Source organism: Streptomyces hydrogenans, from assembly GCF_014656075.1.
Taxonomy (GTDB): Bacteria; Actinomycetota; Actinomycetes; order Streptomycetales; family Streptomycetaceae; genus Streptomyces; species Streptomyces hydrogenans.
Genome location: NZ_BNBS01000003.1, coordinates 63335 through 87511, shown reverse-complemented (window position 1 = coordinate 87511; position 24177 = coordinate 63335). Strand labels below are relative to the sequence as shown.

The following is a 24177-nucleotide window of genomic DNA, read 5'->3' as shown; positions in this document are numbered from 1 at the left end:
GCGTCGACCCTTCACCTTCCGTACGCCGGAGGAGACCGTCATGCCCGCCCTCTCGCACGCGCTCGCCGACTCCATCGCCCCCGCCGTCCCCGTGCCGGCCGGCATCCAGCCCGCCGTGGCGCTCCCCGCGCAGACCGGACCGGCCGCGGCACCGCGGCCCGAGCCCCGCTACCTCGTGGGACTCGCCCGCGACCAGGACGACGTCCGCGCCGCCCAGCGGCTGCGCCACCAGGTCTTCGCCGGCGAGATGGGCGCCCGCCTCGACGGCCCCGAGCCCGGCCTCGACACCGACGCCTTCGACGCCTACTGCGACCACCTGCTGGTCCGCGAGGAGACCACCGGCGAGGTCGTCGGCACCTACCGGATCCTGCCGCCCGAGCGGGCCGCCGTCGCCGGCCGCCTCTACTCCGAGACCGAGTTCGACCTCACCCGGCTCGCCCCCCTCCGCCACGACCTGGTCGAGGTCGGCCGCTCCTGCGTCCACCCCGCCCACCGCAACGGCGCCGTCATCGCCCTCATCTGGGCCGGCCTCGCCCGCTACATGACCCGCACCGGCCACGAGTGGCTGGCCGGCTGCTGCTCCCTCCCGCTCGCCGACGGAGGCTCCCTCGCCGCCGCCACCTGGGACACCGTCAAGGCCAAGCATCTCGCCCCGGAGGAGTACTGGGTCACCCCGCACAAGCTGTGGAACTCCGACGGCGTCCGCCGCCCCGAGGGCCGCACCGAACTGCCCCCGCTGCTGCGCGGCTACGTCCGGCTCGGCGCCTGGGTCTGCGGCGCCCCCGCCCACGACCCCGACTTCGGCGTCGCCGACCTCTACGTGCTGCTCTCGCTCCGCCGGACCAACCCGCGCTACCTGCGCCACTTCCTCTCGCTCGCCCCGGCCTCGTGAACGGCGCGGCCCCGCTCCGCTCGCCGTGGCTCCCCACGGCACCCTGCACCCCCGGCCGCCGCTGCGCGGCCCACCCGGACCCGGAGACCGCCGCGGCCGCCTTCCGGGCCGTACCCGCGCCGCTCGCCTGCGCACGGCTCGCGGCGGGCGTCTCCACGGTCCTGCTCGGCGTCACGCTCCTCCCGGCGGCGGCCCTGCTGCCGGGGGGAGCGCGGGGCCTCCTCGTCCGGCTCTGGGTGCGGGCGGTCGTCCGCGCCTTCGGCGTCCGCCTGACCGTCACCGGCGCCCGGCCGGCCGCCGGCCCGGCGCTCGTGGTCGCCAACCACGTCTCCTGGCTGGACATCCCCGTCGTGGCCGCCGTCCTGCCCGGCCGGATGGTCGCCAAGCGGGAGGTGCGCGGCTGGCCCGTGCTCGGCCCGCTCGCCGCCCTGGGCGGCACCCTCTTCCTCGACCGCGACGGCCTGCGCCGGCTGCCCGGCACCGTGCGCGAGGTCGCCGCGGCGCTCGCGGCGGGCGGCCGGGTGACCGCCTTCCCCGAGGGCTCCACCTGGTGCGGGCGGGCCGGCGGCCGCTTCCGTCCGGCCCTCTTCCAGGCCGCCGTGGACACGGGGACGCGGATCCAGCCCGTACGGATCACCTACCGGCCCGCCGGGGCGGCGGCGTACGTGGGGGAGGACCCGCTGGGCGCGTCGCTGTGGCGGGTGGCGCGGACGCCGGGCCTCGCCGCCGAGATCCGCGTCCTGGAGCCGATGTCCGCGAGCCGGCGGCCGGACCGCAAGCTGCTGGCCGCCGACGCCCAGCGGGCCGTCGACCCGACCTCCCCGCCCCACCCCGTCCGCCGGCCGGCCGCCGTCCCCCGGCAGCGCGCCTCGGACGCCGACCGCGCACCGACCGCTCCCGACGCCCACCGGACCGGTTCGCGTCCCACCCCGGCCGACTCAGCCCCCGCCGCCTACCGGGCCGTCGCGAGCGACAGCGCGAACCGGTCCTCCCCGTCCGTCCACCACCGCGTCAGCTCGAACCCCGCCGCGGCCAGCTCCGCCCGCACCCCCTCCTGACGGAACTTCGCCGACACCTCCGTCCGCAGCTCCTCGCCCGCCTCGAACGGCACCACCAGGTCCAGGTCGGGGATCTTCACGGTCAGCGCGTGCCGGGCCCGCAGCCGCATCTCGATCCACTCCCGCTCCCGGTCCCACCGGGCCACGTGGTCGAAGTCGTCCGGATCGGCGTCGGCGCCCAGCTCCCGGTCGATCACGGCCAGCACGTTCTTGTTGAACTCCGCCGTCACCCCGGCCGCGTCGTCGTACGCGGCCACCAGGGTCGACTCGTCCTTCACCAGGTCGGTGCCGAGCAGGAAACCGTCCCCGGCCGCCGCCATCCCCCGCACCGCGCGCAGGAACGACCGCCGCTCCTGGGGCAGCAGGTTCCCGATCGTCCCGCCCAGGAAGGCCACCAGCCGGGGCCCCGGGGTCTCCGGCAGCGCGACGCTCCGCGTGAAGTCCGCCACCAGCGCGTGCACCCGCAGCCCGGGACGGTCGGCGAGCAGCGCCTCGGCCGCCCCGGTCAGCGCCGACTCGCTCACGTCCACCGGCACGTACGCCGCCAGCCCCGGCAGCAGCGCGTCGATCAGGAACCGGGTCTTCTCCGACGAACCGGAACCCAGCTCCACCAGCGTCCGGGCCCCCGTCGCCGCCGCGATCTCCGGCGCCCGCGCGATCAGGATCTCCCGCTCCGCCCGCGTCGGGTAGTACTCGGGCAGCCGGGTGATCGCGTCGAACAGCTCGCTGCCCCGCGCGTCGTAGAACCACTTCGGCGGCAGCTCCTTGGGCGAACGGGTCAGCCCGTGCAGCACGTCGGCGCGCAGATCGGCGGCGGCGGCGTCCGGGGCGAGGGTGCGGGTCAGCTGGAACGTGCTCACGCGGACGACTCCTTGAGCGGGGTGAGGACGACATCGGTCCGGCAGGCGGTGACGAGCGTCCGCTCGGGCACCTCCCGCCAGCCGGGATCGTCGTCGTACGGTTCGGAGGCCACGACCACCCGGCCGGGGCCCGACAGACACCACAGACTGTTCCCCCACGCCGTCGCCGCGACCCGGTCGCCGTCGGTGAGCAGCAGATTGAGCCGGGCCTCCGGCGCGGCCTCGGCCGCCGCCAGCACCGTCTCGGCGAGCGCGTCCCCCGGCTCCCGCCCCGCCCGCAGCCGGTGCAGCACCAGCGCCCACAGCAGCGCCGAGTCCGTCCGCGCCTCCAGGTCAAGCAGCTCCGCCGCGGGCAGCGTCGCGGCGAGCGGGGTCAGCACCCCGGGCCAGCCCGGCACCGCGCCGTTGTGGCTGAACAGCCACGGCCCCGAGGCGAACGGCGCCGCCGCCGCCTCCCCGTCCGCCCCCGGCAGCGTCGCCCCCCGCACCGCGCCGAGCAGCGCCCCGCTGCGCACCACCCGGGACAGGTCCGCGAAGGACAGGTCGCCCCAGATCGGCCCGGTGCGCCGGTAGCGGGCCGGGACCGGGTCCCCGTCCGCGTACCAGCCGACGCCGAAGCCGTCCGCGTTCACCACCCCGCTGCTCTGCGTCCGGGGCGCCCACGCCTGGCGCAGCAGTGCGTGCGGCGGCCGGACGAGCAGCTCTCCGAGCGCCACCGGGTCGCCCAGATAGGCGAGGTGACGGCACATCAGTCGAGCTCCGCGGAGCGGGCGGTGCGGAAACCCGCGAAGATCTGCCGTCGCACCGGATAGTCCCAGTTGCGGAAGGTGCCCCGGCAGGCCACCGCGTCCACCGCGAACGAACCGCCGCGCAGCACCTTGTGCTCGGGGCCGAAGAAGACCTCCGAGTACTCCTTGTACGGGAAGGGCCGGAAGCCCGGGTACGGCAGGAAGTCGCTCGCCGTCCACTCCCACACGTCCCCGATGAGCTGCCGCACCCCCAGCGGCGAGGCACCCGCCGGATAGCCGCCCGCCCGCGCGGGCCGCAGGTGTCGCTGGCCCAGATTGGCGTGGTCCGGGCCCGGGTCGGCGTCGCCCCACGGATAGCGGCGCGAGCGGCCGGTCACCGGGTCGTACCGCGCCGCCTTCTCCCACTCCGGCTCCGTCGGCAGCCGGCGCCCGGCCCAGCGGGCGTACGCGTCCGCCTCGTACCAGCTCACGTGGACCACGGGCTCGTCCTCCGGCACCGGCTCGGTCGTGCCGAACCGGCGGCGCAGCCACCGCCCGCCCTCCTGCCGCCAGAACAGCGGCGCCACGACGCCGTGTTCACGGATCTGCGCCCAGCCCTCCGGGTGCCACCACCGCCGGTCGGTGTAGCCGCCGTCCGCCATGAAGGCCAGATACGAGCCGTTGGTCACCGGCGCCGTGTCGAGGTGGAAGGCGGGCACGTCCCGGAGGTGCGCCGGGCGTTCGTTGTCCAGCGCCCACGGCTCGTCCGAGGTACCCATCGTGAACGGTCCGCCCGGCACGAGCACCTCGGACGGCAGCGGCCCCGAGGGGTGCACCGGCGGCGGGGGAGCGTTCAGCACGGCCGGCCCGGACCGCAGCTGATGGGTGATCAACATGGTCTCGTCGTGCTGCTGTTCGTGCTGGGCGATCATCCCGAAGGCGAAGCCCGCGTCGAGCAGCGGACGCCCGTCCAGGCGCGCCCCGGCCAGGACGTCCAGCACCCGGGTCCGTATGTCCGCGGCGTAGGCCCTCGCCTCGGCCGGCGGCAGCAGGGGCAGCGCCGGCCGCTCGGCGCGCGGGTGCGCGAAGGCGTCGTACAGCGGGTCGATCTCGGGCCGCAGCGCCTCCCGGCCCGCCACCTCCCGCCACAGCCACTGCTCCTCCTGGTTCCCGATGTGCGCCAGGTCCCAGACCAGAGGAGACATCAACGGCGAGTGCTGCGCGGTGAGTTCGCCGTCGTCCACGCAGTCCGTGAGGAGGGCGGTGCGCGCCCGGGCGGCGGTCAGGGCCTCCAGCGCCCGGCTCCGCAGCTCCTCGGGGCCCCCCGCGGCGGCGGGCGCGGGCGCCGGGGCGGCGTCGGTCGCCGCGGTCGCGCGGTCGTCGCCGTTCATGAGGTCATCACCTGGAGCTCGTCGGCCGGGCAGTTCCCGGGGGCCACGTACCGTTCCCGGAAGGCGTCGACGGCGCGCCGCACCCGCTCGCTCGCCCCGATCCGCCGCAGCGCGGGCCCGGCCGCGGCGAAGACCTCGACCGCCACCGCGTGCAGCAGGGGATCGGCGAGCCCGTCCCGGGCCGCCCGCAGCCAGAGCGGGTTGCGGGGCGCGGGCCCGGGGCCCGCCAGCTCGGCCAGCGGCCGCACCGCCCGGTACACCGCCTCGGCCGCCTCGGCGTCCTCGAAGACCGCCGTCGTCACCGCCACCGGCACCATCCAGCCGTCCGCGCCCGGCTGCGCGTCGATCATCCGCAGTTCCAGGTGGCCGCGCGGCCGGACCGGCGGGAAGAGGGTCGTCATGTGGTAGCGCAGGTCGTCGGCGTCGGCCGGCCGCGGCCCGCCGGTCCGGAGCCACTCCCGGAAGGTCAGCCCCTCCGGCACCAGCCACGGTCCCTCCTCCGCGCGCACGCACAGCACCGGAGTGTCCAGGACGTGCGCGGTCCACTCGCCGCGCGGGTCCCCGTCCGCCGGGGGCGCCAGCGCCCGCACCGGGTCGAGGTCCGCCCACAGCGCCTGCCGGGTGGACCGCCACCCGGTCCGACGGCCGCCGTGCTGCGGGGAGTTGGCGAACACGGCCACGAGCACCGCGCCGAACAGGTGCGCCAGCTCCCACCGGCGCAGATAGCCGAGCGGGCCCGGCTCCTCGTACCCGGCGTCCAGACAGACCTGGACCGACGCGGACTCGCACATCATGGCCCGCCCCGCCGGACCCGTCCGGCCGAGCGCGATCTCCATCGCGTCGTACCGAGGCTCGCGCAGCACCCGCTCCCGGGGCGCGTGCCAGGGGTCCACCCCGTACCCGCTCAGCGTCAGGCCGAGCGGACCCAGGGCCGCGCGGACAGCCGCCAGGTCGGAGGAGAGCGAGTCCAGGCACTCCATGAGGGAACCGGCCGGGAGCGAGCTGAGCTCCAGCTGCCCGCCGGGTTCGAAGGTGAGCGACGACACCAGCGGCAGGGACCGCACGGTGTCGAGCGCGGCCGCGATGCGGGGCGGACGCACCGGCTCCCTCGGGTCGCGCAGATCGTGGACGAGCCATTCCAGCTCCACGCCCACGGTCCGGGGCGGGCCGGTCTTGAAACAGATGCAGCGCAGCAGCTCCTCCGCCGCCTCCTCGGTGAGGGGCGGGCCGCCGCGCGGGGTACCGCTGGGCGCCATCCGTGCACCTCCACGTACGGGTCGCGGCACCGGTCGGGAGCCGCTGCCTTCCACCTAAAGCCACCGCCGGGCGGCGTGCAAGAGCGCCTCGGCGCCCCCACGCGCGCCCCCTGTGCCCCCGGACGTCCGTAAATCACCCCCGGGAGCGGCCGTCACGGGAAGCGCGGGAAAACCGTTTGTCCCACCCCCGCTGAAACGATCATCCTCGGCGTATGAGTGCACGACTGCGCGAGATCGCGCGGCAGACCGAGGCGATCGTCGCCGCGGGCTCCTACACCGCCCCCGACGGGCGGACCGTCCCCCTCCACGAGGACCTCGCGGCGGCCCTGGCCGGAACCCGTCTCCACGGCCCCGACCCCGTCCCCGTCACCCCCGCCGCCGACGGCGCCGGCCGGATCGAGGTCACCGCCGAGAGCAGCCTCGCCGCCGCCCGCCGGATGACCGCCGCCGAGCCCGGCCGCCCGGTGGCCGTCCTGAACTTCGCCTCCGCCCGCAACCCCGGCGGCGGCTACCTCAACGGCGCCCAGGCGCAGGAGGAGGCCCTGTGCCGCTCCTCCGCCCTCCACGCCACCCTCCTCCGCGCCCCCGCCTACTACGAGCACCACCGGAGCGACCGGGACACCTTCTACACCGACCGGGTGATCCACTCGCCCCGCGTGCCGGTCTTCCGCGACGACCGCGGGGCCCTGCTCGCCGCCCCCTTCACCGTCGGCTTCCTGACCTCGCCCGCGCCCAACGCCGGCGTCGTCCGCCGCACCCGTCCCGACCAGGCCCACCGGCTGCCGGCCGCGCTGGCCTCCCGCGCCGAACGGGTCCTGGAGACGGCCGCCGCCGAGGGCTACCGCCGGATCGTCCTCGGCGCCTGGGGCTGCGGAGTCTTCCGCAACGACCCGGCCGAGGTGGCCGGAGCCTTCAAGGCCCTGCTGACCGGCGACGGCCGCTTCGCCGCCCACTTCGACGAGACCGTCTTCGCCGTCCTGGACCGCGCCGCCGGCGCCCCGACCCTCGCCGCCTTCCACCGTGTCCTGGACCCGGTGGCCCGCTCCGTCACGTAATGCGCGCTTCGTACTCCCGTGCGAGCCTGAGAAGAGACACGGAGAGCGTCACGGACGCGTCCGAGAACCGTCGTCGCAGTCGTCACGGGAGGCACGATCGTGGGCAAGAAGCAGACCCGGGTGAACAAGGGCGCCCGCACGGGCGGTCACGAGCAGCGCGACACGGCCTCCGCCAAGGAGAAGGGCGGAACCACGGCCGCGAGCGAAGCACCGAGGTCCGTCATCGAGCAGCCGTCCCACCGCCGGGAGCGGAAGTTCGGCCACAACTGATCGCGGGACCCGGAGGAACGGGTACGGGTCGGGCCCGGTGCCGTGAGGCGCCGGGCCCGACCGTGTGCGTGCGGGGGTCGCGGGGTCACGCGTCGTCGCCGACGGTGATCTCGACCGTCGTCACCCCCTCGTCCCCGGTCCGCGCGGGCGGTACGGCGGCGGCCGGGCGGTCGGTGCCGGACGGGCCCATGGAGGAGAGCAGCTGACGCGCGAGGCCGAGGCCCGTGCCGCCCATGGTGAGGGCCTTGGCGAACATCTCCGCCATGCCGTCGGCGCCGTTCAGGAGGACCATCTGGTCCACGTTCCCGAAGGCCGAGGCACCGGCCTCGACGATCTCCGGCCACCGCTCGGCGAGCTGCTGCGCGACCACGGCCTCCTGGTTCTCCGCGAGGGCCGCCGCGCGCGCCTTGATCGCCTCCGCCTCTGCCAGGCCCTTGGCCCGGGTGGCCTCGGCCACCGCGAGGCCCTTCGCGTGCGCCGCCGCCGCCTCGGCCTCACCGGTCACCCGGGTCGCCGTGGCCGTCGCCGCGCTCGCCAGCTCGGTCTCCCGCGCCTTCGCCTGGGCGGCCGAGATCCGGGCGTCGCGCTCGGCCTCGGCCAGCGTCCGCGTCTCGTACGCCATCGCGTCGGCCGGCTTGCGGACCTCCGCCTGGAGCTGCTGCTCCTTGCGCAGGCCCTCCAGCTCCGCGACCCGCGTCTCCTGGACGACCACCTCCTGGCGGGAGGCCGCGTCGGCCAGCGGACCGGCCTGCCGGGCCCGGGCGCTGGCCTGGTCCCGCTCGGCCTGGTAGCCGGCCTGGAGGATCTCGCTGTCGCGGGTGGCCTCCGACATCCGGGCCGCGGCCTGCTGCTCGGCCTCGGTCGCCCGCCGGTTCGCCTCCGCCTGCGCGATCCGGGCGTCGCGCTGGACGGCGGCCGCGTGCGGGGCGGCGAGGTTCTTGATGTACCCGGTCGGGTCCTCGATCTCGTGGATCTGGAGCGAGTCGACGATCAGGCCGAGCTTCTCCATCTCCGTGCCACAGGCCGAACGCGCCTGCCCGGTCAGCTTCTCCCGGTCACGGATCATGTCCTCCACGGTCAACCCGCCGACAATGGCGCGGAGATGACCGGCGAAGACGATGTGGACCCGCTCGCTCATCAGCTTCTGCTGGTCGAGGAAGCGACGGGCCGCGTTGGCGATCGACACGAAGTCGTCGCCCACCTTGAAGATCACCACACCCCGGACCTTGAGCGGAATGCCCTGGTGGGTGACGCACTCGACGGACAGCTGGGTCTCGTTGAGGTCCAGCGACAGCTTCCGCACCGCCTGCACGCCGGGCACCACCAGGGTGCCGCGACCGGTGACGATGCGGAACCCCATGCCGTCGCCGAGGCCCTCGTTCTTGTGGTTCGAACCGGAGATGATCAGCGCCTCGTTGGGTTCCGCGACGCGCCACATCATTTTGAACAGGACGATCAGGACGACGAGCGAGCCGACGACGGCGCCCGCCACAATGCCGATGCCCATGGGAAGACGTCCCCCTTCACCGGGGCCGTGCGGACCCGGTGAAGGGAGTGTGCGCCCGGGACGGGCGGCACTCAACGGTCGTGCCGGACGTCGTGTCAGACGTCGTACACGGCTGTGACATAGACGGTGCGCGGAGGGAGGTGTTCCACCACGGTCACCAGGGTGCCGACCTCGATCCGCTCCTTCGCGGACGCGGCGTACGCGAGGAAGTGCTCCGCCCCGCCGCGGATCCGCAGGATCACCTCGCCGACGAGTCCGGGCCCGATCGTCCCGGTCACCCGGCCGAGCAGTCCGATCATCGAGCTGTCCATCGACTCGTCCATGTCTGAACGGTACGTCAGAACCCGCGCGTCCGGTGCGGGTTGGCGGCCCGCACCGGACCCGGAGGTCAGCGCACCGAGCGGATCGGACGGACCGCGAGCGCGCCCAGGACCGAGAGGACGGCGGCCACCAGGAAGAGGGGCGTGTAGCCGCCGCCGATCGAGACCACCGCCGAGGCGACGAAGGGCGCCACGATCTGCGGACCGGCGTTGGCGACGTTCAGGACGCCCATGTCGCGGGCGGCGTCCTCCGCCTTCGGCAGGACCATGGTCACCAGGGCCGTGTCCACCGCCATGTAGCAGCCGAAACCGAGGCCGTTGACCACCGAGAAGACGAGCATCGCCGTCCAGCTCGTCGAGAGCGCCGGGATGAGCAGGGCCACGGCGGCCAGGGCCGCCGACGCGCCGACGAACAGCTTGCGGCGGTCGTGGCGGTCCGACAGCCAGCCGCCGAGGACCGTGGAGACCACCATGGCGACGGAGTTGACCGGCATGAGGATGGCGACGGCCTCCTCGGCCGAGAGCCCGGCCGGCAGGTCGGTGTGGTCCTTCAGGATGTACAGCTGGAAGCCGGCCACCGCGAAGTAGCCGAGGACGAGCAGCGCCCGGCCGATGAAGGCCCACCGGAAGTCGTGGTCCTTCAGGGCGCTGCCGAAGGCCGCGATCTGCTCCTTGACCGGCATCGGGGCCTTCGGCGGCATCCGCTCCTCGCGGGCGAGCGAGGTGAAGACCACGGAGGTGACGGCGACGACGGCGCCGAAGACCAGGTAGCCGGTCCGGTAGTCCTCCGAGAAGGCCGCGCCGACCAGCGCGCCGATGGTCGAGCCGATCGGCAGACCGAGGCCGACCGCCGCCGACGCCTTGCCGCGCGCGGCGAGCGGCACCCGGTCGGGCACCACGGAGGTGATCGCCGCCTGGTAGACGTTCATCACCGCCTGGCCGAGACACCAGGCGATGGCGACCAGCAGGATCGTGTGCACGCTGCCGAGCAGCAGCATCACCGGTATCGCGAGCAGGCCGCCGGCCAGGATCCACGGGTTGCGCCGCCCCGAGCGGTCGGAGAGCGCTCCGGCGACCGGGTTGAAGACGGTCGCGAAGATCGCGGACACCCCGGAGACGAGGCCGAAGTTCGCCACCTTCTCGGCGGGGTCGATCGCCTCGATCTGGAGCGCGAGCAGCAGCCCCGGCACGCCGATGTAGAGCGCGTACATGGAGGTGTTGCCGAGGAGCAGCAGCGGGAGGAGTCCGCGGGTGGTCCGGGTGGGGCCGACGCCGGGGCCGGCGGGGGAGTCGGTGCCTGCGGCGGCGGGGCCGGCGGCGGAGGCGGAGCCCGTACCGGCTCCGGCCCCGGGGGAGGAAAGGGCCACGGTGCCCTCCAGGGAAGATCGCCCGATGAGGGGGCGGTTAGCGGATGATTTCAGATAGGTGACACGTGTCAGTGACGCGTGTCAGCATTGTGTAGCACTCATATCCGGCCATCCGCCAGACCCAGCGCCGGATTGTTCTGGAAAGATGCCGAAGCGATGAGTCAGTCGATCGAACAGCCCGCCGACGGCACCACGGGCCGCACTCCCGTCCGTGCCGTGCCGACCAGCGCCGACGTGGCGCGCCTCGCGGGCGTGTCCCGGGCCACCGTCAGCTACGTCCTGAACAACACCTCCGCGGTCCGCATCAGCGAACCGACCCGCGAACGGGTCCGCGAGGCGGCCCGCGAACTGGGCTACGTCCCCCACGCGGCCGCCCGCACCCTGCGCGCCGGTCACAGCCGCCTCGTGCTGCTGCCCACCGCGCACGTGCCCGTCGGCCCGCTCTACAGCGGCTTCTTCAACGACCTCCAGTGGGCCCTGCGCCGCCTCGACTACACCGTCGTCCAGTACGGCAGCGTCGGCCTCGCCGCCGAGGACGCGGCCCGCGCCTGGGCGGAGCTGCGGCCCGCCGCCGTGGTCTCGATGGGTGAGGTGGAGGTGACGCCCGGGGCCGTGGAGATCCTCAGGCGCTCCGGCGTCAAGGCGGTGATCACCGTCGGGACCCGCGCGGCCGAGGGCACCCACTCCCTCGTCCTGGACCAGCCGCGGGTCGGCGAGGTCGCCGCCGAGCACCTGATCGCGACCGGCCGCCGGCGCATCGGCGTCGTCGTCCCCGAGGAACCGGGCCTCGGCATGTTCTCGGGACCGCGCCTCGACGGCGCCCGCCGGGCCGCCGAGGCCGCCGGCGCCACCGTCGTGCCCCTGCCCCTCGCGTACACCGAGGAGTCCGCCGTCGCTCTGGCCGCGCGCTGGCCCGAGCTGGGCCTCGACGCCGTCTTCGGCTACAACGACGAGTACGCCATGCTCCTCATGCGAGCCCTTCAGGACGCCGGCGTCGACGTCCCCGGCGACACCGCCGTCATCGGTGCCGACGACCTCCTCCTCGGCCGCCTCCTGCGCCCCCGCCTGAGCACCGTGCACATCGACCTGATCGAGGGCGGAGAACTCGCCGCCCTCGTCGACGACGCCGTGAACGGCACCGCCGACGCGACCGGCAGACGCCCGCTGCTGGACTCGCGGGTGATCGTGCGGGAGTCGAGCTGAGGAACGTGGGAGGGGGCGGGGTGGGCCGGGGCCGCGGGGTGGTGCGGTTTCGGTCCGGTGGGGACGGGGAGGTCAGGGTGCGAAGTACCAGCAGTACAGGCTCGGGCCTCTCCCCGCACGACTCATGGCTAGGGCTGACAGGCGCTCAAGGAGGTCGACGGCACTGCCCGACGCGATCTCATCGCCCATCTCGGAGACGGTCTCGGCCCACGTGAGAGCGGTGGTTCCGAGCTGATCCGCTCCTGCGCCGGCCAAGGCAGTCGAGAGCGCCTGTGGGACAGCGAAGACAGTGAAGCCGTCGTTGGCCATGGGCACCACGTACCGGAGCGGACTCTCCGCCCCGGTCAGCAGGGTTTCCCACCTCGGAACTGCGTCATCCGGATAGATGCCGTCGCACGGAACAGCTGGAAGATCATGGCTCCTGCGCGGCCCTACCCGCACTGCCGACTCGTCGTCTTCAGCAAGGAAGAACTCTCCCACCAGCACCATCCGCTGATTCTGGCATGTCCCGTCAGCCGGGCGCCCGACCGAGTGACCGCCCGCCGCCCGGGCGTTGGTGCCGGGCGCGGGGTGGGGTGATCTGACGGATGCCGAGAGGGGAACGACGATGACCGTTCCTGCCGGTCGGCAACAGACGTTGTGGCCGGTGGCGGGATCACCGGCAGGTCATCGACGGGATTCCGCACCGGGTGCGGACCGGCTTTCGGTGGCGTGACCTGCCTGAACGATGCTGCCTGTGGAGGGCACATCTCGGTCGACTCCACCAGCGTCCGCGCATCAGCACGCGGCCGGCGCACGCACCGATCCGCCTCCGGCCGGATTCAGAGGGGGACCGTAGGCCTGGAACGCCAAGCCGAGACACCGTGACGGAGCCTGGTCGCCCGCCTGGTCGAAGTAGCGCTGGAGGCGAGGGAACGGGCCGCTCGCGGAGTCGCGCATCGGGATTCGATCGGATCAGTCGGTGACGGGCAGGCACTCGGCGAGCAGGGCGATGACGTCCCGCCAGGCGCGCTCTGCGTGGCGTGGGTGGTAGCCGACGCCGGGGCGGACGATGTGGTCGACCGAGGGGTGGTGGAAGGCGTGCAGGGCCCCTCCGTAGACCACGAGGCGCCAGTCGACGCCCGCGGCCTCCATCTCCGCGGCGAACGCGTCCCGTTGGGCGGGCGGCATGATCGGGTCCTCCGACCCGACGCCGGCCCATACCGGGCAGCGGATGCGTGCCGCCTCGCCCGGGCGGCCCGTGGTGAGTGCGTTGACCGTCCCGATCGCGCGCAGGTCGACGCCGTCACGGCCGAGTTCCAGGGCGATCGCGCCCCCGGTGCCGTAGCCGACGGCGGCGGTCCGGTCGGGGTCGGCCCGGGGCTCGGCGCGCAACACGTCGAGCGCGGCGTGACCGATTCCTCGCATCCGCTCGGGGTCGGAGAGCAGCGGCATGCACCGGGCCAGCATGTCCTCCGGGTCCGCCAGGTAGCGCCCGCCGTGAATGTCGAAAGCCAGTGCCACGTAACCCAGTTCGGCCAGGGCGTCGGCCCGGCGGCGCTCGACATCGCTGAGCCCCACCCCCTCGGGTCCGACGAGGACGGCGGGCCGGCGCCCGGTACCGGCCGGGAGTGCGAGGTGGCCGATCATCGTCAGGTTGTCGGCCGGGTATTCCACCGTACGCGTCGTGATCGTCGTCATACGAGGGAACGGTAATGACCGTCGCGCCCGCCCGGACCGGTGTTCACCGATGGCAGACAGCGGTCCGGCCCGACGGCGCCGCGTGTGCAACGACCGCTCGCGGTCCGGCCCGACGGCGCCGTGCGTGCAACGACCGGTAGCTGTGCGGGGGTTCGGATCGGCGCCGCGCGCACCTCGACCCCGCGCGACCGGGCGACAGCGCGTACATCTCCGAGGCGTTCCGCCTCGTACGCGACACCGGGCGCTCCTCGACGTGACGACAGAGGTCCGCCACCGCGACCAGGCCGTCCCGCGCGTCCACTACGGCGCGTTCTTCCGCGACGGACCTCACCGCACGCCCTCCCCGAGCACCGGAGAGCCGCTGTCCACGGTGACGTTCATGGCGCGGACCCCCGCCGCCGGCGGGGAGTTCCGGCACCACCTCCCGCGGGAGGGGACGTACGGCGCGCTGCGGGCCGACGCCGACGCCGACGCCGACGCCAAGGGAGGCAAGGGTGGGTGCCGCACCGCCGTGCCGGTCGACACGACCGAGGCCGTGCGCGCCGCCGCGTGCCCTCCGCGGCACCGCACCGCACCGCACCGCGCCGTGCGGGGCGCCGTAGACCGGAGGGCGACCGCATGACGTGCGTGGGGCATTCCCCTCCTCTGCCCGAGAGCGCCGTCCCCACCGCGCGCCTCGGGCCCTCCGCCCCTACCAGTCGCTCCGGCGCCTCCGGCGCCTCCGGCCCAGCGCAAGGCCCGCCGCGAGCAGGCCGGTCCAGCGCGGACCGAGCCCGCTCAGGACGGGGCGCCGTAGCGGGTGGCCATGGCGGCGGCGCGGTCGCGGAGTGCGGCGCGGAGGGGTTCCGGGGTCAGGGCCTCCGCGTCCGTGCCGAGCTGCCAAAGGGCCCACTCGGCGTGCCAGAGGTCCTGGAACGTCGCTTCCAGGCGCAGCCAGCCGTCCGTGTCCGGTTCCGCCGCGCGGACGGCCACCGCGGTGGCCAGGAGGTCCTCCCGCCGCTCCGGCCGCACCCGTACGAGCACGGGGAGGTGGTCCGTGGACAGGAAGCGCGTGCACCGTTCCCGCCACGCCGCGTCGAGATCGACCCGGCTCGGTCGCTCGGCCGGTTCGGGCAGCTCCTCGGCGGCGAGCACCCGTGACAGCCGGTAGGTGCGGTCGGCGCCGGCCCGCATGGCCAGCAGGTAGCCCCGGTCGCGCACGGTCACCAGACCGATGGGGTCCACCGTGCGCCACCGGGGCGGCTGGTCCGTGGCCGTGTAGTGGAGGCGGAGCTTGTGCCCGGCCAGCACCGCCCGCCGGATCTCGCTCATCGCCGGGCGGGACACCTCGTCCGTGACCGTACGGCGCGAGAGCAGGTCGGTCTCCGGCTCGACGAGGAAGCGCCGGGCCGCGTCGTTCGCGGTCGACCGGTGGTCCTCGGGCAGCGCGTCGACCACCTTGCGCATGGCCGACGCGAGCGCCGAACCCAGCCCGAACACCTGCTCGCCGCGCCCCGATCCGGCCGTCAGCAGGGCGAGCGCCTCCTCGTGGTTGAGCCCGGTCAGCTCGGTCCGGAAGCCGGGCAGCAACGCGAACCCGCCGTGCCGCCCGCGCTCGGCGTAGACCGGTACCCCGGCCGCGGAGAGCGCCTCCACGTCGCGGAGCACGGTACGCGTGGACACCTCCAGCTCGCGGGCGAGCGCGGGCGCCGTCATCCGGCCGCGCTGCCGCAGGAGCAGCACCAGGGAGACGAGACGATCAGCGCGCATACGGGGACCGTATCCAATGCCCGTCGTCAGGGACCCGTCGTCCGGGACCCGTTGTCCAGGGCCCGCCATCCCGCCCCCACCGTCCCGCCCCCAACATCCCCGCCACATACATGACCAAGGGTGTCGTGATTCGCTGGAAGCCTCGTCAGCAACCGCGAGGAGCGCCTGAAGCGCTCGCCTCGCACGAACGCTTGGGAGCTGACATGACAGTGGAACGCACGGCGGTCAACCCGGTGACCTGGTCCCTGGACCTGGGCTTCAACCAGGGCGAGCTGGTCGCCGGGCACACCCGGACCCTGTACGTCTCGGGGCAGACCGCGACGGACGCCGACGGCAAACCGCGCCACGACGGCGACATGGGGGCGCAGCTGGCGCTGAGCCTCGACAACCTGGAGGCCGTGCTCGGCGGGGCCGGCATGCCCCTCGCGCACCTCGTCCGGCTCAACGTCTACACCACCGACGTCGACGCGCTCTTCCCGCACTACGGCGTCCTGGCCGCACGGCTCGGCGCCGCGGGCGTGGCGCCGGCCACCACGATGCTCGGCGTGACCCGCCTGGCGATCCCCGGCCAGCTGGTCGAACTGGAAGGCACAGCCGTCGCCTGACCCCGTCCCCGCCGAGCCGGTCGGGCAGGCCGCCACACGCCGTTCGACCCGCCCGGTGGGACCCCGCCGTGCCGCCCGGCGGGAGGAAGGCGCAGCGCTTAGCGTCGGTGCATGAGCACTCACCCGAAGCGTTACGAGATCCTGCTGGTGCCCGCGCACGTCGAGGACCGGGGCGGGGCGGCCGTCGCCGACAGCGCGGTGCGGTCGGCCGTGGTGGAGCGCACCGGACGGGAGGGGGAATCCGGGTATCCCATCTACGAGGGGCACGGGATCGTCGCCGACGTCGACCCGGAGACGGGCACGGTGGAGGCCCTGCTCGTGGACGGGCGCGAGCTGGACTACGGCCTGGTCGCCCTGGTGCGGGACGCGCCCCAGGCGTGAGCGGGTCCCCGCGGGGCGTGCCTGGTGAGAGCGGGTCCCGGCGGGGCGTGCCTGGTGAGAGCGGGTCCCCCGGCCGGGCAGGCCCCGCCTCCCTCCGCCTCCCCGACCTCCGGCTCCCGCCCCGCCCCCGTTGACAGGGCGCACCAGCGGCCCCAGACTCTGCGCGCGCAGTTGCGCGAAACTTGTTTCACCAGGCGAACAGAGTCGTTCCGCCGGTACCCGGGAGAGATCCGATGAGCATCCGCGACGTGTACATCGTCGACGCCGTCCGCACCCCGATCGGGAAGTTCGGCGGCGGCCTCGCCTCCGTGCGGCCGGACGACCTCGCCGCCCATGTCGTCAAGGCCCTCGTCGACCGGACGCCCGGCCTGGACCCGGCCCTCGTCGACGACGTCTACTTCGGTGACGCGAACGGCGCGGGCGAGGACAACCGGGACGTGGCCCGCATGGCCGTCCTGCTCGCCGGACTGCCCGTCAGCGTCCCGGGCGTGACCGTGAACCGGCTCTGCGGCTCCGGCCTGGAGGCCGTCATCCAGGCGGCGCGCGCCATCGCCCTCGGCGACGCCTCCGTCGCGATCGCGGGCGGCGTCGAGTCGATGTCCCGTGCCCCCTGGGTGCTCCAGAAGCCCGAGCGCGCCTTCCCGGCCGGTCACCAGCAGCTGCACTCGACGACCCTCGGCTGGCGGATGACCAACCCGCGGATGCCCGCCGAGTGGACCGTCTCCCTCGGCGAGGGCGCCGAACTCGTCGCCGACCGTCACGGCCTGGGCCGCGACGCGCAGGACGCCTTCGCCCTCGACAGCCACCGCAAGGCCGCCGAGGCGTGGGCCAAGGGCCTGTACGACGGCGAGGTCGTCCCGTACCCGGGCGCGGAGCTCTCCCGCGACGAGTGCGTCCGCGAGAACACCTCCCTGGAGGCGCTGGGCCGGCTCAAGCCGGCCTTCAGGACCGAGGGCGGCACCGTCACCGCCGGCAACGCCTCCCCGCTCAACGACGGCGCCGCCGCCCTCCTCCTCGTCGACGAGGCCGGGCTCCGCGAGACGGGCCGCGAGCCGCTCGCCCGGATCCGGGCGTCCGCCGTCACCGGCATCGAGCCGCAGCTCTTCGGCCTCGGCCCGGTCGCCGCCGTCCAGCGGGCCCTGGCCAAGGCCGACCGTTCCTTCGCCGACCTGACCACCTTCGAGCTGAACGAGGCGTTCGCCGCCCAGGCCCTCGGCTGCCTCGCCGAGTGGCCGGAACTCGACCCCGCGGTGGTCAACCCGCGCGGCGGCGCCATCGCCCTCGGCCATCCGCTCGGCGCGTCCGGAGCCCGGCTGGCCGGCTCGGTCGCCCACCAGCTGGCCGCCGCCGGCTCCGGCACCGGCCTCGCGGCCCTCTGCATCGGCGTCGGCCAGGGCCTGGCCCTGGTCCTGGAGCGCTGACCGCCGCGCCCGTCCCCGCGCCCGAACCCGTACTCGTACCCGTATCCACCGGAGGACGTACGGCAAGGTCAGACGTACGGGCAACGCCAGGCGCATGACAACGCCAGGCGTCCGGACACGGGTGAGCCCCCGCCGGAGCGGGGGCTCTCACCGTGCGCCGTGCGCCTCGGTCACTCGGCCTGCTGCTGGGCCGCGACGGACTTGCGGACCTCGTCCATGTCCAGCTTCCGCGCCTGGCCGATGACGTCCTCCAGCGCGGCCTCCGGCAGCGCGCCCGGCTGCGCGAAGATCGCCACCTTCTCGCGGACGATCATCAGCGTCGGGATCGACCGGATCTCGAAGGCGGCGGCCAGCTCCTGCTGCGCCTCGGTGTCGACCTTGGCGAAGACCAGGTCCTGGTGGCGCTCGGACGCCGCCTCGTAGACCGGGCCGAACTGACGGCAGGGTCCGCACCAGGAAGCCCAGAAGTCGATCAGGACGAAGTCGTTGCCGCTCACGACCTCGTCGAAGTTGTCCTTGGTGAGCTCGATGGTGCTCATGCCGCCGCCTTTCCGGTCTCCGGTGGTGTCCTCACGGTCCTCTGGGGACTCGTCCCGCACAACGGCCTATCGAGCCGCGCTATTCCGGCCCCCACCCACCAGACTGGTCCCCATGACGCGAACGGTGGAGAACGAGCACGAGTACGACGTCGTGGTCCTGGGCGCGGGCCCGGTCGGCGAGAACGTCGTCGACCGGGTCCGCGCGGCCGGTCTGACCGCGGCGATCGTGGAGGCCGAACTGCTCGGCGGCGAGTGCTCCTACTGGGCGTGCATGCCCAGCAAGGCCCTGCTCCGGCCGGTCCTGGCCCGCTCCGACGCGCGCAAGGTCCCCGGCCTGCGCGAGGCGGTGTACGGCCCCCTGGACGCGCTCGACGTCTTCGCGCACCGGGACGAGACCGTGGGGCACTGGAAGGACGACGGGCAGGTCGACTGGCTGGACTCGATCGGGGTGCGCGTCTACCGGGGGCACGGCAGCCTGGCGGGTCCGCGCCGGGTCACCGTCGACGGCCCCGAGGGCGAGCACCACGTCCTGACCGCGCGGCACGCCGTGGCCGTCTGCACCGGCAGCCGCGCCGTCCTGCCCCCGCTGCCCGGACTCTCCGGCGCACGCCCCTGGACCAGCCGCGAGGCGACCAGCGCCGACCGGGTGCCGGGCCGTCTCGTCGTGGTCGGCGGGGGTGTCGTCGGCGTCGAGATGGCGACCGCCTGGCACGCCCTGGGCTCCCACGTCACCCTGCTCGTGCGCGGCGACGGGCTGCTGCCCAGGATGGAGCCCTTCGTCGGCGAGCGGGTCGCCGAGGCGCTGCGGGCGCGCGGCGCCGACGTCCTCACCGGCGTCTCGGTCGAGGCGGTCGTACGGGACGGCGGCAGCGGTCCCGTCACGGTGGTCCTGGAGGGCGGCGACACCGTCGAGGGCGACGAGGTCCTCTTCGCCACCGGCCGCGCCCCGCGCACCGAGTCCGTCGGCCTGGAGACCGTCGGCCTGGAACCCGGCTCCTGGCTCGACGTCGACGACAGCCTCCGCGTCACCGGCACCGACTGGCTCTACGCCGTCGGCGACGTCAACCACCGGGCGCTCCTCACCCACCAGGGCAAGTACCAGGCCCGGATCGCCGGCGCCGCGATCGCCGCCCGCGCGGCCGGGGGCGCCTCCGACGCCGCGCCCTGGGGTCCGCTCGCGGCCTCCGCCGACCACGGCGCCGTCCCCCAGGTGGTCTTCTGCGACCCGGAGGCCGCCGCCGTCGGCCTGAGCCTGGCCGAGGCCGAGCGCGCCGGACACCGGGTCCGCGCGGTCGACGTCGAGATGAGCTCCGTCGCCGGAGCGGGCCTGTACGCCCAGGGCTACCGCGGCCGGGCCCGGCTCGTCGTCGACCTCGACCGCGAGGTCCTCCTCGGCGCCACCTTCGTCGGCCCCGCCGTCGGCGAACTCCTCCACGCCGCCACCGTCGCCGTCACCGCCGAGGTGCCCGTCGCCCGGCTGTGGCACGCCGTCCCCTCGTACCCGACGCTGAGCGAGGTCTGGCTCCGGCTCCTGGAGGCGTACCGCGACGGCGCCGACCCGGCATGAACCCCGAGGAGCGTGCCCACGCGTACGACGCCTCCCGCGCACGCCGCGGCGGACCGGTCCCGCACGCCGGGCTCCTCCGTCACGGTCTCGCCCCGCTCGCCGACCGGCTCCCCGACGGGGTCGCGCCGGCCTGCGACCCGCCCGTGGAGCCGGCCGGAGGCTGAGCGCGCCCCGGGTCAGGCGCGCGGGACGAGCAGGGCCGCCGCCGCGCGGGCGGCGTCCAGGGCCGATCGGGGGTCCTGGCCGGTGGCCTCGCCGCCGAGGACGACGCGGGTGCTCAGGCCGTCCAGGAGGGCGAGGAGTTCGGAGGCGCGGGCCGTCGCGTCGAGCGGGGCGAAGCGCCCCCGGGCCGCGCCGGCGGCGAGCAGCGACTCCAGGTCGCGCTGCCAGTCGGCGTCCAGTTCCCGCTGGGCGTCGCGCAGTTCGGGGTTTCCGGCGGTCCTGGCCCAGAGTTCGATCCACAGCGTCCAGCGCGGATCGCGCGGGCCGCGCGGCAGGTAGAGCCGCAGGAAGTCGTCGAGCTTCCGCTCGGCGGGGGTCCGGCGGGCGAGCAGCGTCCGGCGTTCCTCGGCGAGGGCCGCCTCGCTCCAGCGCAGCGCGGCGAGCAGCAGCCGGTCCTTGGAGCCGAAGTAGTAGAGGATGTGGCCGCCGCTGGTGCCGAGCCGATCGGCCAGCGCGGACATGGTGAGGGAGGCGAGGCCGTCCTCGGCGATCGCCGCCATGGCCTCCTCCAGCATCCGCTCCTGGGTGACGTGCCCGTCGCGCCGCCGTGCCGCTCCTGCCACCGCCGCCGCACCCCGTTCCCTCGCTCCGGCCCCGTCCCTGTGCGGCACCGCGTTCGGCATCGACCTTAACCGGATTCCGGCCGGGGTCTTGACGTGGCCGGAACTCGTCACTCATCTTGAATGCCATTCAAGAACTTAGAACGTCATTCAAGAGGAGCGTGATGTGCTCGACCACGAGACGGCGGCACCCCTGACCGCCACCAAGGACGAGGTCTTCCAGGTCGAGGAGCACGGCATCGACCCCATCCCCGACGCCGAGCGCCACGGCAGCGCCAAGGACGTCTTCTGGGTCTGGTTCGGCTCGAACCTCACCTTCACCTACGTCATCAACGGCGCCCTCGCCGTCGCCTTCGGCCTCTCCTTCTGGCAGGCCACCGCCGTCGTCGTGCTCGGCGGCCTCGCCTTCCTCGCGATCGGCGCCGCCGGACTGGGCGGCGTCCGCACCGGCACCGCCACCCTGGTGCTCTCCCGCGCCGCCTTCGGCCCGCGCGGCAACCGCCCCGCCGGCGCGCTCAACTGGGTCGTCAGCATCGGCTACACGGTCGTCAACACCGTCGTCGGCACCCTCGCCCTGGAGGCGTTCCTCGCCGCCCTCGGCTGGTCGGGCGGGGCCGCGCCCCGCGCCCTGGCCCTCGCCGTCACGCTGGCCCTGACCTTCGCGATCTCCTTCTGGGGCCACGCCACCGTCCAGTTCGCCGAACGCTGGATGGCGTACGTCCTCGCCGTCGGCTTCGGCGTCCTCGTCGTCCTCCTGGTGCCGGGCGCCGACACCTCCGCCCCCGCGACCGGCCCCGGCGCCGCCGGGTGGAGCCTGGCCTTCGTGGTGATGCTGGCCGGCCCGTTCTCGTACCTCCCGATGCCCGCCGACTACACCCGCTACCTGCCCCGGACCACGAGCCTGCGGGCCGTCACCGTCAGCGGGGCCCTCGGCGGCTTCCTCTCCTCGGTCGCCCTCGGCGTCGCGGGCGTCGCCGCCGCCACCCAGACCGACATGACCGACGCGGTCGCCGGCGCCGAGAGCCTGCTGCCCGGCTGGTTCCGGCCGGTCTTCCTCGCCCTCGTCCTCGGCGGCTCCGTCACCAACTCGGTCATCACGCTCTACTCCTCCGGCCTCAACCTCCAGGTCCTCGGCATCCCCTGGAGCCGCGCCCGCGCCCTCGCCGTCAGCGCCGCCGTCACCGCCGCGGGCTCCCTCGGCGCCCTCTTCCTCACCGACTTCACCACCTCCCTCCTCTCCTTCCTCTCCCTCCTGATCATCGTCTTCGCCCCCTGGGGCGGCGTCTTCCTCGCCGACATGGTGCTGCGCCGCTGCCGCTACGACTCCGACGCGCTCCACCGCACCGACCCCGGCGGTGCCTATTGGTACCGCTCCGGCTGGCACCCCGCCGGCGTCGCCGCCCTCCTCGCCGGCGGTCTCTTCGCCGCCCTCACCTGCGACTCCGCCCTCTGGACCGGCCCCCTCGTCGCCCCGCTCGGCGGCGCCGACCTCACGCTGCTCGGCGCCCCCGTCGCCGCGCTCGTGTACGTCCTCCTGTCCCGCCGCACCGCGATCCCGCACCCGACCCCCTGACCGGGCCCGCCCCCTGACCGGCCCGCCGCCCCACAGCCGCCGGCCCCGGCCGTACCCACCGCCCCACCCGGCCCCCGTCCCCATCCAGTCCCCGTCCCCGCCCCGCCCTCGCACCCGGCCGCCCGGCAGGGCCCGCAGCGCCCGCGACCGCCGCCACCCCTCCCGTACGACAAGGAACGCACCCCGCATGAACGGCACCGCCCCCGCCCCCGCCGACCTGCTCCTCAGCGGAGCCCGCATCCACACCGTCGACCCCGCGCTGCCCGAGGCGGAGGCGATGGCCGTACGGGACGGGCGGATCGTCTGGCTCGGCGCCGACGCGGACGCCGCCGCCTGGGCCGGCCCCGGCACCCGCGTCCTCGACGCCGCCGGACGGCTCGTCCTGCCCGGCTTCGTCGACGCCCACAACCACGTCCGGCTCGGCTCCGACGACGCCTGCGTACAGCTCGCCGGTGCCCGCACCCTCGACGAGATCCACGCGCGCGTGCGGACCTGGCACTCCGCCCACCCCGACGCCGCCTGGATCGAGGCCGAGGCGTTCGACTACTCCGCGATCCCCGGCGGCCGCATGCCCACCGCCGCCGACCTCGACCCCGCCACCGGCGACACCCCCGCCCTCGTCCTCAGCTACGACGTCCACACCGCCTGGCTCAACACCGCCGCCCTGCGCGCCCTCGGCGTCGACCGCGACCACACCGACCTGCCCTTCGGCCGCGCCGTCACCGACCCCGCCACCGGCGAACCCACCGGTTTCGTCAAGGACTTCGCGGTCAAGGGCCTCTCCCGGGACGGCCACCGCGCGCTGCGCGCCCTCGGCGTCCCCTGGGCCTCTCCCGACCGGCAGTACGGGCGCCTCGCCCGCAGCCTCGACGACGCCATCCGCTTCGGCATCACCACCGTCGTCGAACCCCAGAACTCCCTCGACGACCTCGCCCTCTTCACGCGCGCGCGTGCCGAGGGCAGGCTCCGCTCCCGGATCGTCGCCGCCCTCTTCCACCCGCGCGGCACCACCGACGCGGACCTCGACGCCTTCGAGGCGGCCGCCGGGGAACACGCCGACGACCGCTTCCGCGTCGGCCCGCTGAAGCTCTACATCGACGACGTCGTCGAACCCCGCACCGCCGCCCTCCTGGAGCCGTACGCGGGCTGCGCCCACCACCGGGGCGACACCTTCTACCCGCCCGAGGAGTTCGCCGACCTGCTCGCCCGCCTCGACGCCCGCGGCTTCCAGTGCTTCGTGCACGCCACCGGCGACCGCGGCATCCGGACCGTCCTCGACGCCGTCGCCCACGCCCGCGCCGTCAACGGCCCGCGCGACGCCCGCCACCAGGTCGTCCACGTCGAGTGCCTCGACCCCGCCGACACCCCGCGCTTCGCCGAGCTGGGCGTCGTCGCCTGCATGCAGCCCAGGCACGCCGCCCCCGACATCGCGGGCCCCGGTCAGGACTGGGCCGAGAACATCGGCCCCGACCGCTGGCACAAGGCATGGCCGCTGCGCGACCTCAGCGAGGCGGGCGCCGTGCTCGCCCTCTCCAGCGACTGGAACGTCGCCGAGATGGACCCGATGGTCGGCATCCACGCCGCCGTCACCCGCCGCCCGCTCGCCGGCGGCGAGCCCTGGACGGCGGGCCAGACCCTCACCGTCACCGAGGCCGTCGAGGGCTACACGCGGGGCTCCGCGTACGCGAACTTCCTGGAGCACGAGCGCGGCACGCTCACCGTCGGCAAGCTCGCCGACTTCGTCGTCCTCTCCCGGGACATCCTGCGGATCGCCCCCGAGGACATCCCCGGCACGGTCGCGGAGACGGTCGTCGTGGGCGGCGAGGTCGTCGTCGGAGACGGCGAGGCGGCCGCGGCCGGCGAGGCCGCAGCGGAGGCGGCCGGGCGGCCCGCCGGGGTCTGACCCCCGCCGCCGGACCTCCCGGCCGAGTCGGGCGGGGCCGGGAGCCCGGCCGGGCCACGTTCCGGCCGGT

26 protein-coding genes are annotated in these 24177 nt (G+C 74.8%); 14 read left to right on the top strand and 12 right to left on the bottom strand.

The features are described 5' to 3' along the window. Positions 1 to 40: 40 nt before the first annotated feature. Positions 41 to 892 carry a GNAT family N-acetyltransferase gene (locus IE321_RS02670; protein WP_226652690.1) on the top strand — a complete coding sequence of 284 codons (852 nt, stop codon included), beginning with the start codon at positions 41 to 43 and terminating at the stop codon, positions 890 to 892. Further along, the gene (locus IE321_RS02665; RefSeq protein ID WP_190221573.1) at positions 889 to 1950 is read left to right on the top strand and encodes a lysophospholipid acyltransferase family protein; all 1062 of its coding nucleotides are present in this window, start codon (positions 889 to 891) and stop codon (positions 1948 to 1950) included. The genes IE321_RS02670 and IE321_RS02665 overlap by 4 nt, the downstream gene beginning before the upstream one ends. Here IE321_RS02665 and egtD read toward each other — a convergent pair. The 4 genes from egtD to egtA are packed head-to-tail and all read right to left on the bottom strand — an operon-like array spanning position 1845 to position 6185. Continuing rightward, positions 1845 to 2810, bottom strand: coding sequence for an L-histidine N(alpha)-methyltransferase (gene egtD / locus IE321_RS02660; RefSeq protein ID WP_190221572.1), 966 nt, complete (start codon positions 2808 to 2810; stop codon positions 1845 to 1847). The two genes, IE321_RS02665 and egtD, sit on opposite strands and share 106 nt — an antisense overlap. After that, positions 2807 to 3559 (bottom strand): ergothioneine biosynthesis protein EgtC, encoded by a 753-nt coding sequence (egtC, locus tag IE321_RS02655; protein ID WP_043229687.1) that lies wholly within the window; start codon positions 3557 to 3559, stop codon positions 2807 to 2809. Before egtC ends, egtD begins: the two co-directional genes overlap by 4 nt. After that, the gene (gene egtB, locus IE321_RS02650) at positions 3559 to 4929 is read right to left on the bottom strand and encodes an ergothioneine biosynthesis protein EgtB (RefSeq protein WP_190221571.1); all 1371 of its coding nucleotides are present in this window, start codon (positions 4927 to 4929) and stop codon (positions 3559 to 3561) included. The genes egtC and egtB overlap by 1 nt, the downstream gene beginning before the upstream one ends. After that, positions 4926 to 6185 (bottom strand): ergothioneine biosynthesis glutamate--cysteine ligase EgtA, encoded by a 1260-nt coding sequence (egtA, locus tag IE321_RS02645; RefSeq protein ID WP_190221570.1) that lies wholly within the window; start codon positions 6183 to 6185, stop codon positions 4926 to 4928. The genes egtB and egtA overlap by 4 nt, the downstream gene beginning before the upstream one ends. A gap of 212 nt (positions 6186 to 6397) precedes the next feature. Here egtA and IE321_RS02640 point away from each other — a divergent pair, with 212 nt between their 5' ends. Together IE321_RS02640 and IE321_RS02635 are read left to right on the top strand one after the other, a co-directional pair. After that, on the top strand, positions 6398 to 7240 hold the full coding sequence (locus IE321_RS02640; RefSeq protein ID WP_190221569.1) for a TIGR02452 family protein: 843 nt from the start codon (positions 6398 to 6400) through the stop codon (positions 7238 to 7240). 99 nt (positions 7241 to 7339) lie between these two features. Continuing rightward, entirely contained in the window at positions 7340 to 7510 is a 171-nt protein-coding gene (locus tag IE321_RS02635) for a hypothetical protein (protein WP_190221568.1), read from the top strand. Between the two features lie 85 nt (positions 7511 to 7595). On the opposite strand, the gene IE321_RS02630 is transcribed toward IE321_RS02635, so the two are convergent. The 3 genes from IE321_RS02630 to IE321_RS02620 form a co-directional block, all read right to left on the bottom strand. After that, positions 7596 to 9017, bottom strand: a complete 1422-nt coding sequence (locus IE321_RS02630) for a flotillin family protein (protein ID WP_190221567.1) — start codon at positions 9015 to 9017, stop codon at positions 7596 to 7598. Positions 9018 to 9112: 95 nt separating this feature from the next. Continuing rightward, the gene (locus tag IE321_RS02625) at positions 9113 to 9316 is read right to left on the bottom strand and encodes an NfeD C-terminal domain-containing protein (protein WP_043229719.1); all 204 of its coding nucleotides are present in this window, start codon (positions 9314 to 9316) and stop codon (positions 9113 to 9115) included. An 89-nt stretch (positions 9317 to 9405) separates the two neighbouring features. Continuing rightward, a complete protein-coding gene (locus IE321_RS02620) occupies positions 9406 to 10704 on the bottom strand; it encodes an MFS transporter (RefSeq protein WP_190221566.1) in 1299 nt (432 codons plus the stop codon). A 156-nt stretch (positions 10705 to 10860) separates the two neighbouring features. Between IE321_RS02620 and IE321_RS02615 the strand changes: the two genes are divergently transcribed. Further along, the gene (locus tag IE321_RS02615) at positions 10861 to 11907 is read left to right on the top strand and encodes a LacI family DNA-binding transcriptional regulator (protein WP_190221565.1); all 1047 of its coding nucleotides are present in this window, start codon (positions 10861 to 10863) and stop codon (positions 11905 to 11907) included. Positions 11908 to 11979: 72 nt separating this feature from the next. Here IE321_RS02615 and IE321_RS02610 read toward each other — a convergent pair whose 3' ends face one another. Next, positions 11980 to 12396 (bottom strand): hypothetical protein, encoded by a 417-nt coding sequence (locus IE321_RS02610; protein WP_190221564.1) that lies wholly within the window; start codon positions 12394 to 12396, stop codon positions 11980 to 11982. Between the two features lie 128 nt (positions 12397 to 12524). Here IE321_RS02610 and IE321_RS43120 point away from each other — a divergent pair, with 128 nt between their 5' ends. Then, a complete protein-coding gene (locus IE321_RS43120; protein ID WP_372470300.1) occupies positions 12525 to 12872 on the top strand; it encodes a transposase in 348 nt (115 codons plus the stop codon). Here IE321_RS43120 and IE321_RS02600 read toward each other — a convergent pair. After that, positions 12862 to 13587 carry a dienelactone hydrolase family protein gene (locus IE321_RS02600; protein ID WP_190221563.1) on the bottom strand — a complete coding sequence of 242 codons (726 nt, stop codon included), beginning with the start codon at positions 13585 to 13587 and terminating at the stop codon, positions 12862 to 12864. The two genes, IE321_RS43120 and IE321_RS02600, sit on opposite strands and share 11 nt — an antisense overlap. Before the next feature lie 253 nt (positions 13588 to 13840). Here IE321_RS02600 and IE321_RS02595 point away from each other — a divergent pair, with 253 nt between their 5' ends. Beyond that, entirely contained in the window at positions 13841 to 14209 is a 369-nt protein-coding gene (locus tag IE321_RS02595) for a hypothetical protein (protein WP_190221562.1), read from the top strand. A 155-nt stretch (positions 14210 to 14364) separates the two neighbouring features. On the opposite strand, the gene IE321_RS02590 is transcribed toward IE321_RS02595, so the two are convergent. Continuing rightward, positions 14365 to 15336, bottom strand: a complete 972-nt coding sequence (locus IE321_RS02590; protein ID WP_190221561.1) for a helix-turn-helix transcriptional regulator — start codon at positions 15334 to 15336, stop codon at positions 14365 to 14367. 203 nt (positions 15337 to 15539) lie between these two features. Here IE321_RS02590 and IE321_RS02585 point away from each other — a divergent pair, with 203 nt between their 5' ends. The 3 genes from IE321_RS02585 (at position 15540) to IE321_RS02575 (ending at position 17743) form a co-directional block, all read left to right on the top strand. Then, complete coding sequence (locus IE321_RS02585; protein WP_190221560.1) at positions 15540 to 15941, top strand: RidA family protein; 402 nt, start codon at positions 15540 to 15542, stop codon at positions 15939 to 15941. A 111-nt stretch (positions 15942 to 16052) separates the two neighbouring features. Beyond that, positions 16053 to 16322 (top strand): hypothetical protein, encoded by a 270-nt coding sequence (locus IE321_RS02580; protein ID WP_043229701.1) that lies wholly within the window; start codon positions 16053 to 16055, stop codon positions 16320 to 16322. 233 nt (positions 16323 to 16555) lie between these two features. Then, complete coding sequence (locus tag IE321_RS02575) at positions 16556 to 17743, top strand: thiolase family protein (RefSeq protein WP_190221559.1); 1188 nt, start codon at positions 16556 to 16558, stop codon at positions 17741 to 17743. 170 nt (positions 17744 to 17913) lie between these two features. On the opposite strand, the gene trxA is transcribed toward IE321_RS02575, so the two are convergent. Next, complete coding sequence (gene trxA / locus IE321_RS02570) at positions 17914 to 18282, bottom strand: thioredoxin (RefSeq protein WP_043229704.1); 369 nt, start codon at positions 18280 to 18282, stop codon at positions 17914 to 17916. A 112-nt stretch (positions 18283 to 18394) separates the two neighbouring features. Here trxA and IE321_RS02565 point away from each other — a divergent pair, with 112 nt between their 5' ends. Together IE321_RS02565 and IE321_RS02560 are read left to right on the top strand one after the other, a co-directional pair. After that, positions 18395 to 19849, top strand: a complete 1455-nt coding sequence (locus IE321_RS02565; protein WP_190221558.1) for a dihydrolipoyl dehydrogenase family protein — start codon at positions 18395 to 18397, stop codon at positions 19847 to 19849. Further along, on the top strand, positions 19846 to 20013 hold the full coding sequence (locus IE321_RS02560; RefSeq protein WP_190221557.1) for a hypothetical protein: 168 nt from the start codon (positions 19846 to 19848) through the stop codon (positions 20011 to 20013). The genes IE321_RS02565 and IE321_RS02560 overlap by 4 nt, the downstream gene beginning before the upstream one ends. Positions 20014 to 20025: 12 nt before the next feature. Here the strand turns inward: IE321_RS02560 and IE321_RS02555 are convergent, their stop codons facing one another. Continuing rightward, the gene (locus tag IE321_RS02555; RefSeq protein ID WP_190221556.1) at positions 20026 to 20634 is read right to left on the bottom strand and encodes a TetR/AcrR family transcriptional regulator; all 609 of its coding nucleotides are present in this window, start codon (positions 20632 to 20634) and stop codon (positions 20026 to 20028) included. A gap of 163 nt (positions 20635 to 20797) precedes the next feature. On the opposite strand from IE321_RS02555, the gene IE321_RS02550 reads away from it, so the two are divergent. Together IE321_RS02550 and IE321_RS02545 are read left to right on the top strand one after the other, a co-directional pair. Further along, positions 20798 to 22204, top strand: coding sequence for a purine-cytosine permease family protein (locus IE321_RS02550; RefSeq protein WP_190221555.1), 1407 nt, complete (start codon positions 20798 to 20800; stop codon positions 22202 to 22204). 187 nt (positions 22205 to 22391) lie between these two features. Continuing rightward, a complete protein-coding gene (locus tag IE321_RS02545) occupies positions 22392 to 24107 on the top strand; it encodes an amidohydrolase (RefSeq protein ID WP_226652686.1) in 1716 nt (571 codons plus the stop codon). The last annotated feature ends 70 nt before the right edge of the window (positions 24108 to 24177 follow it).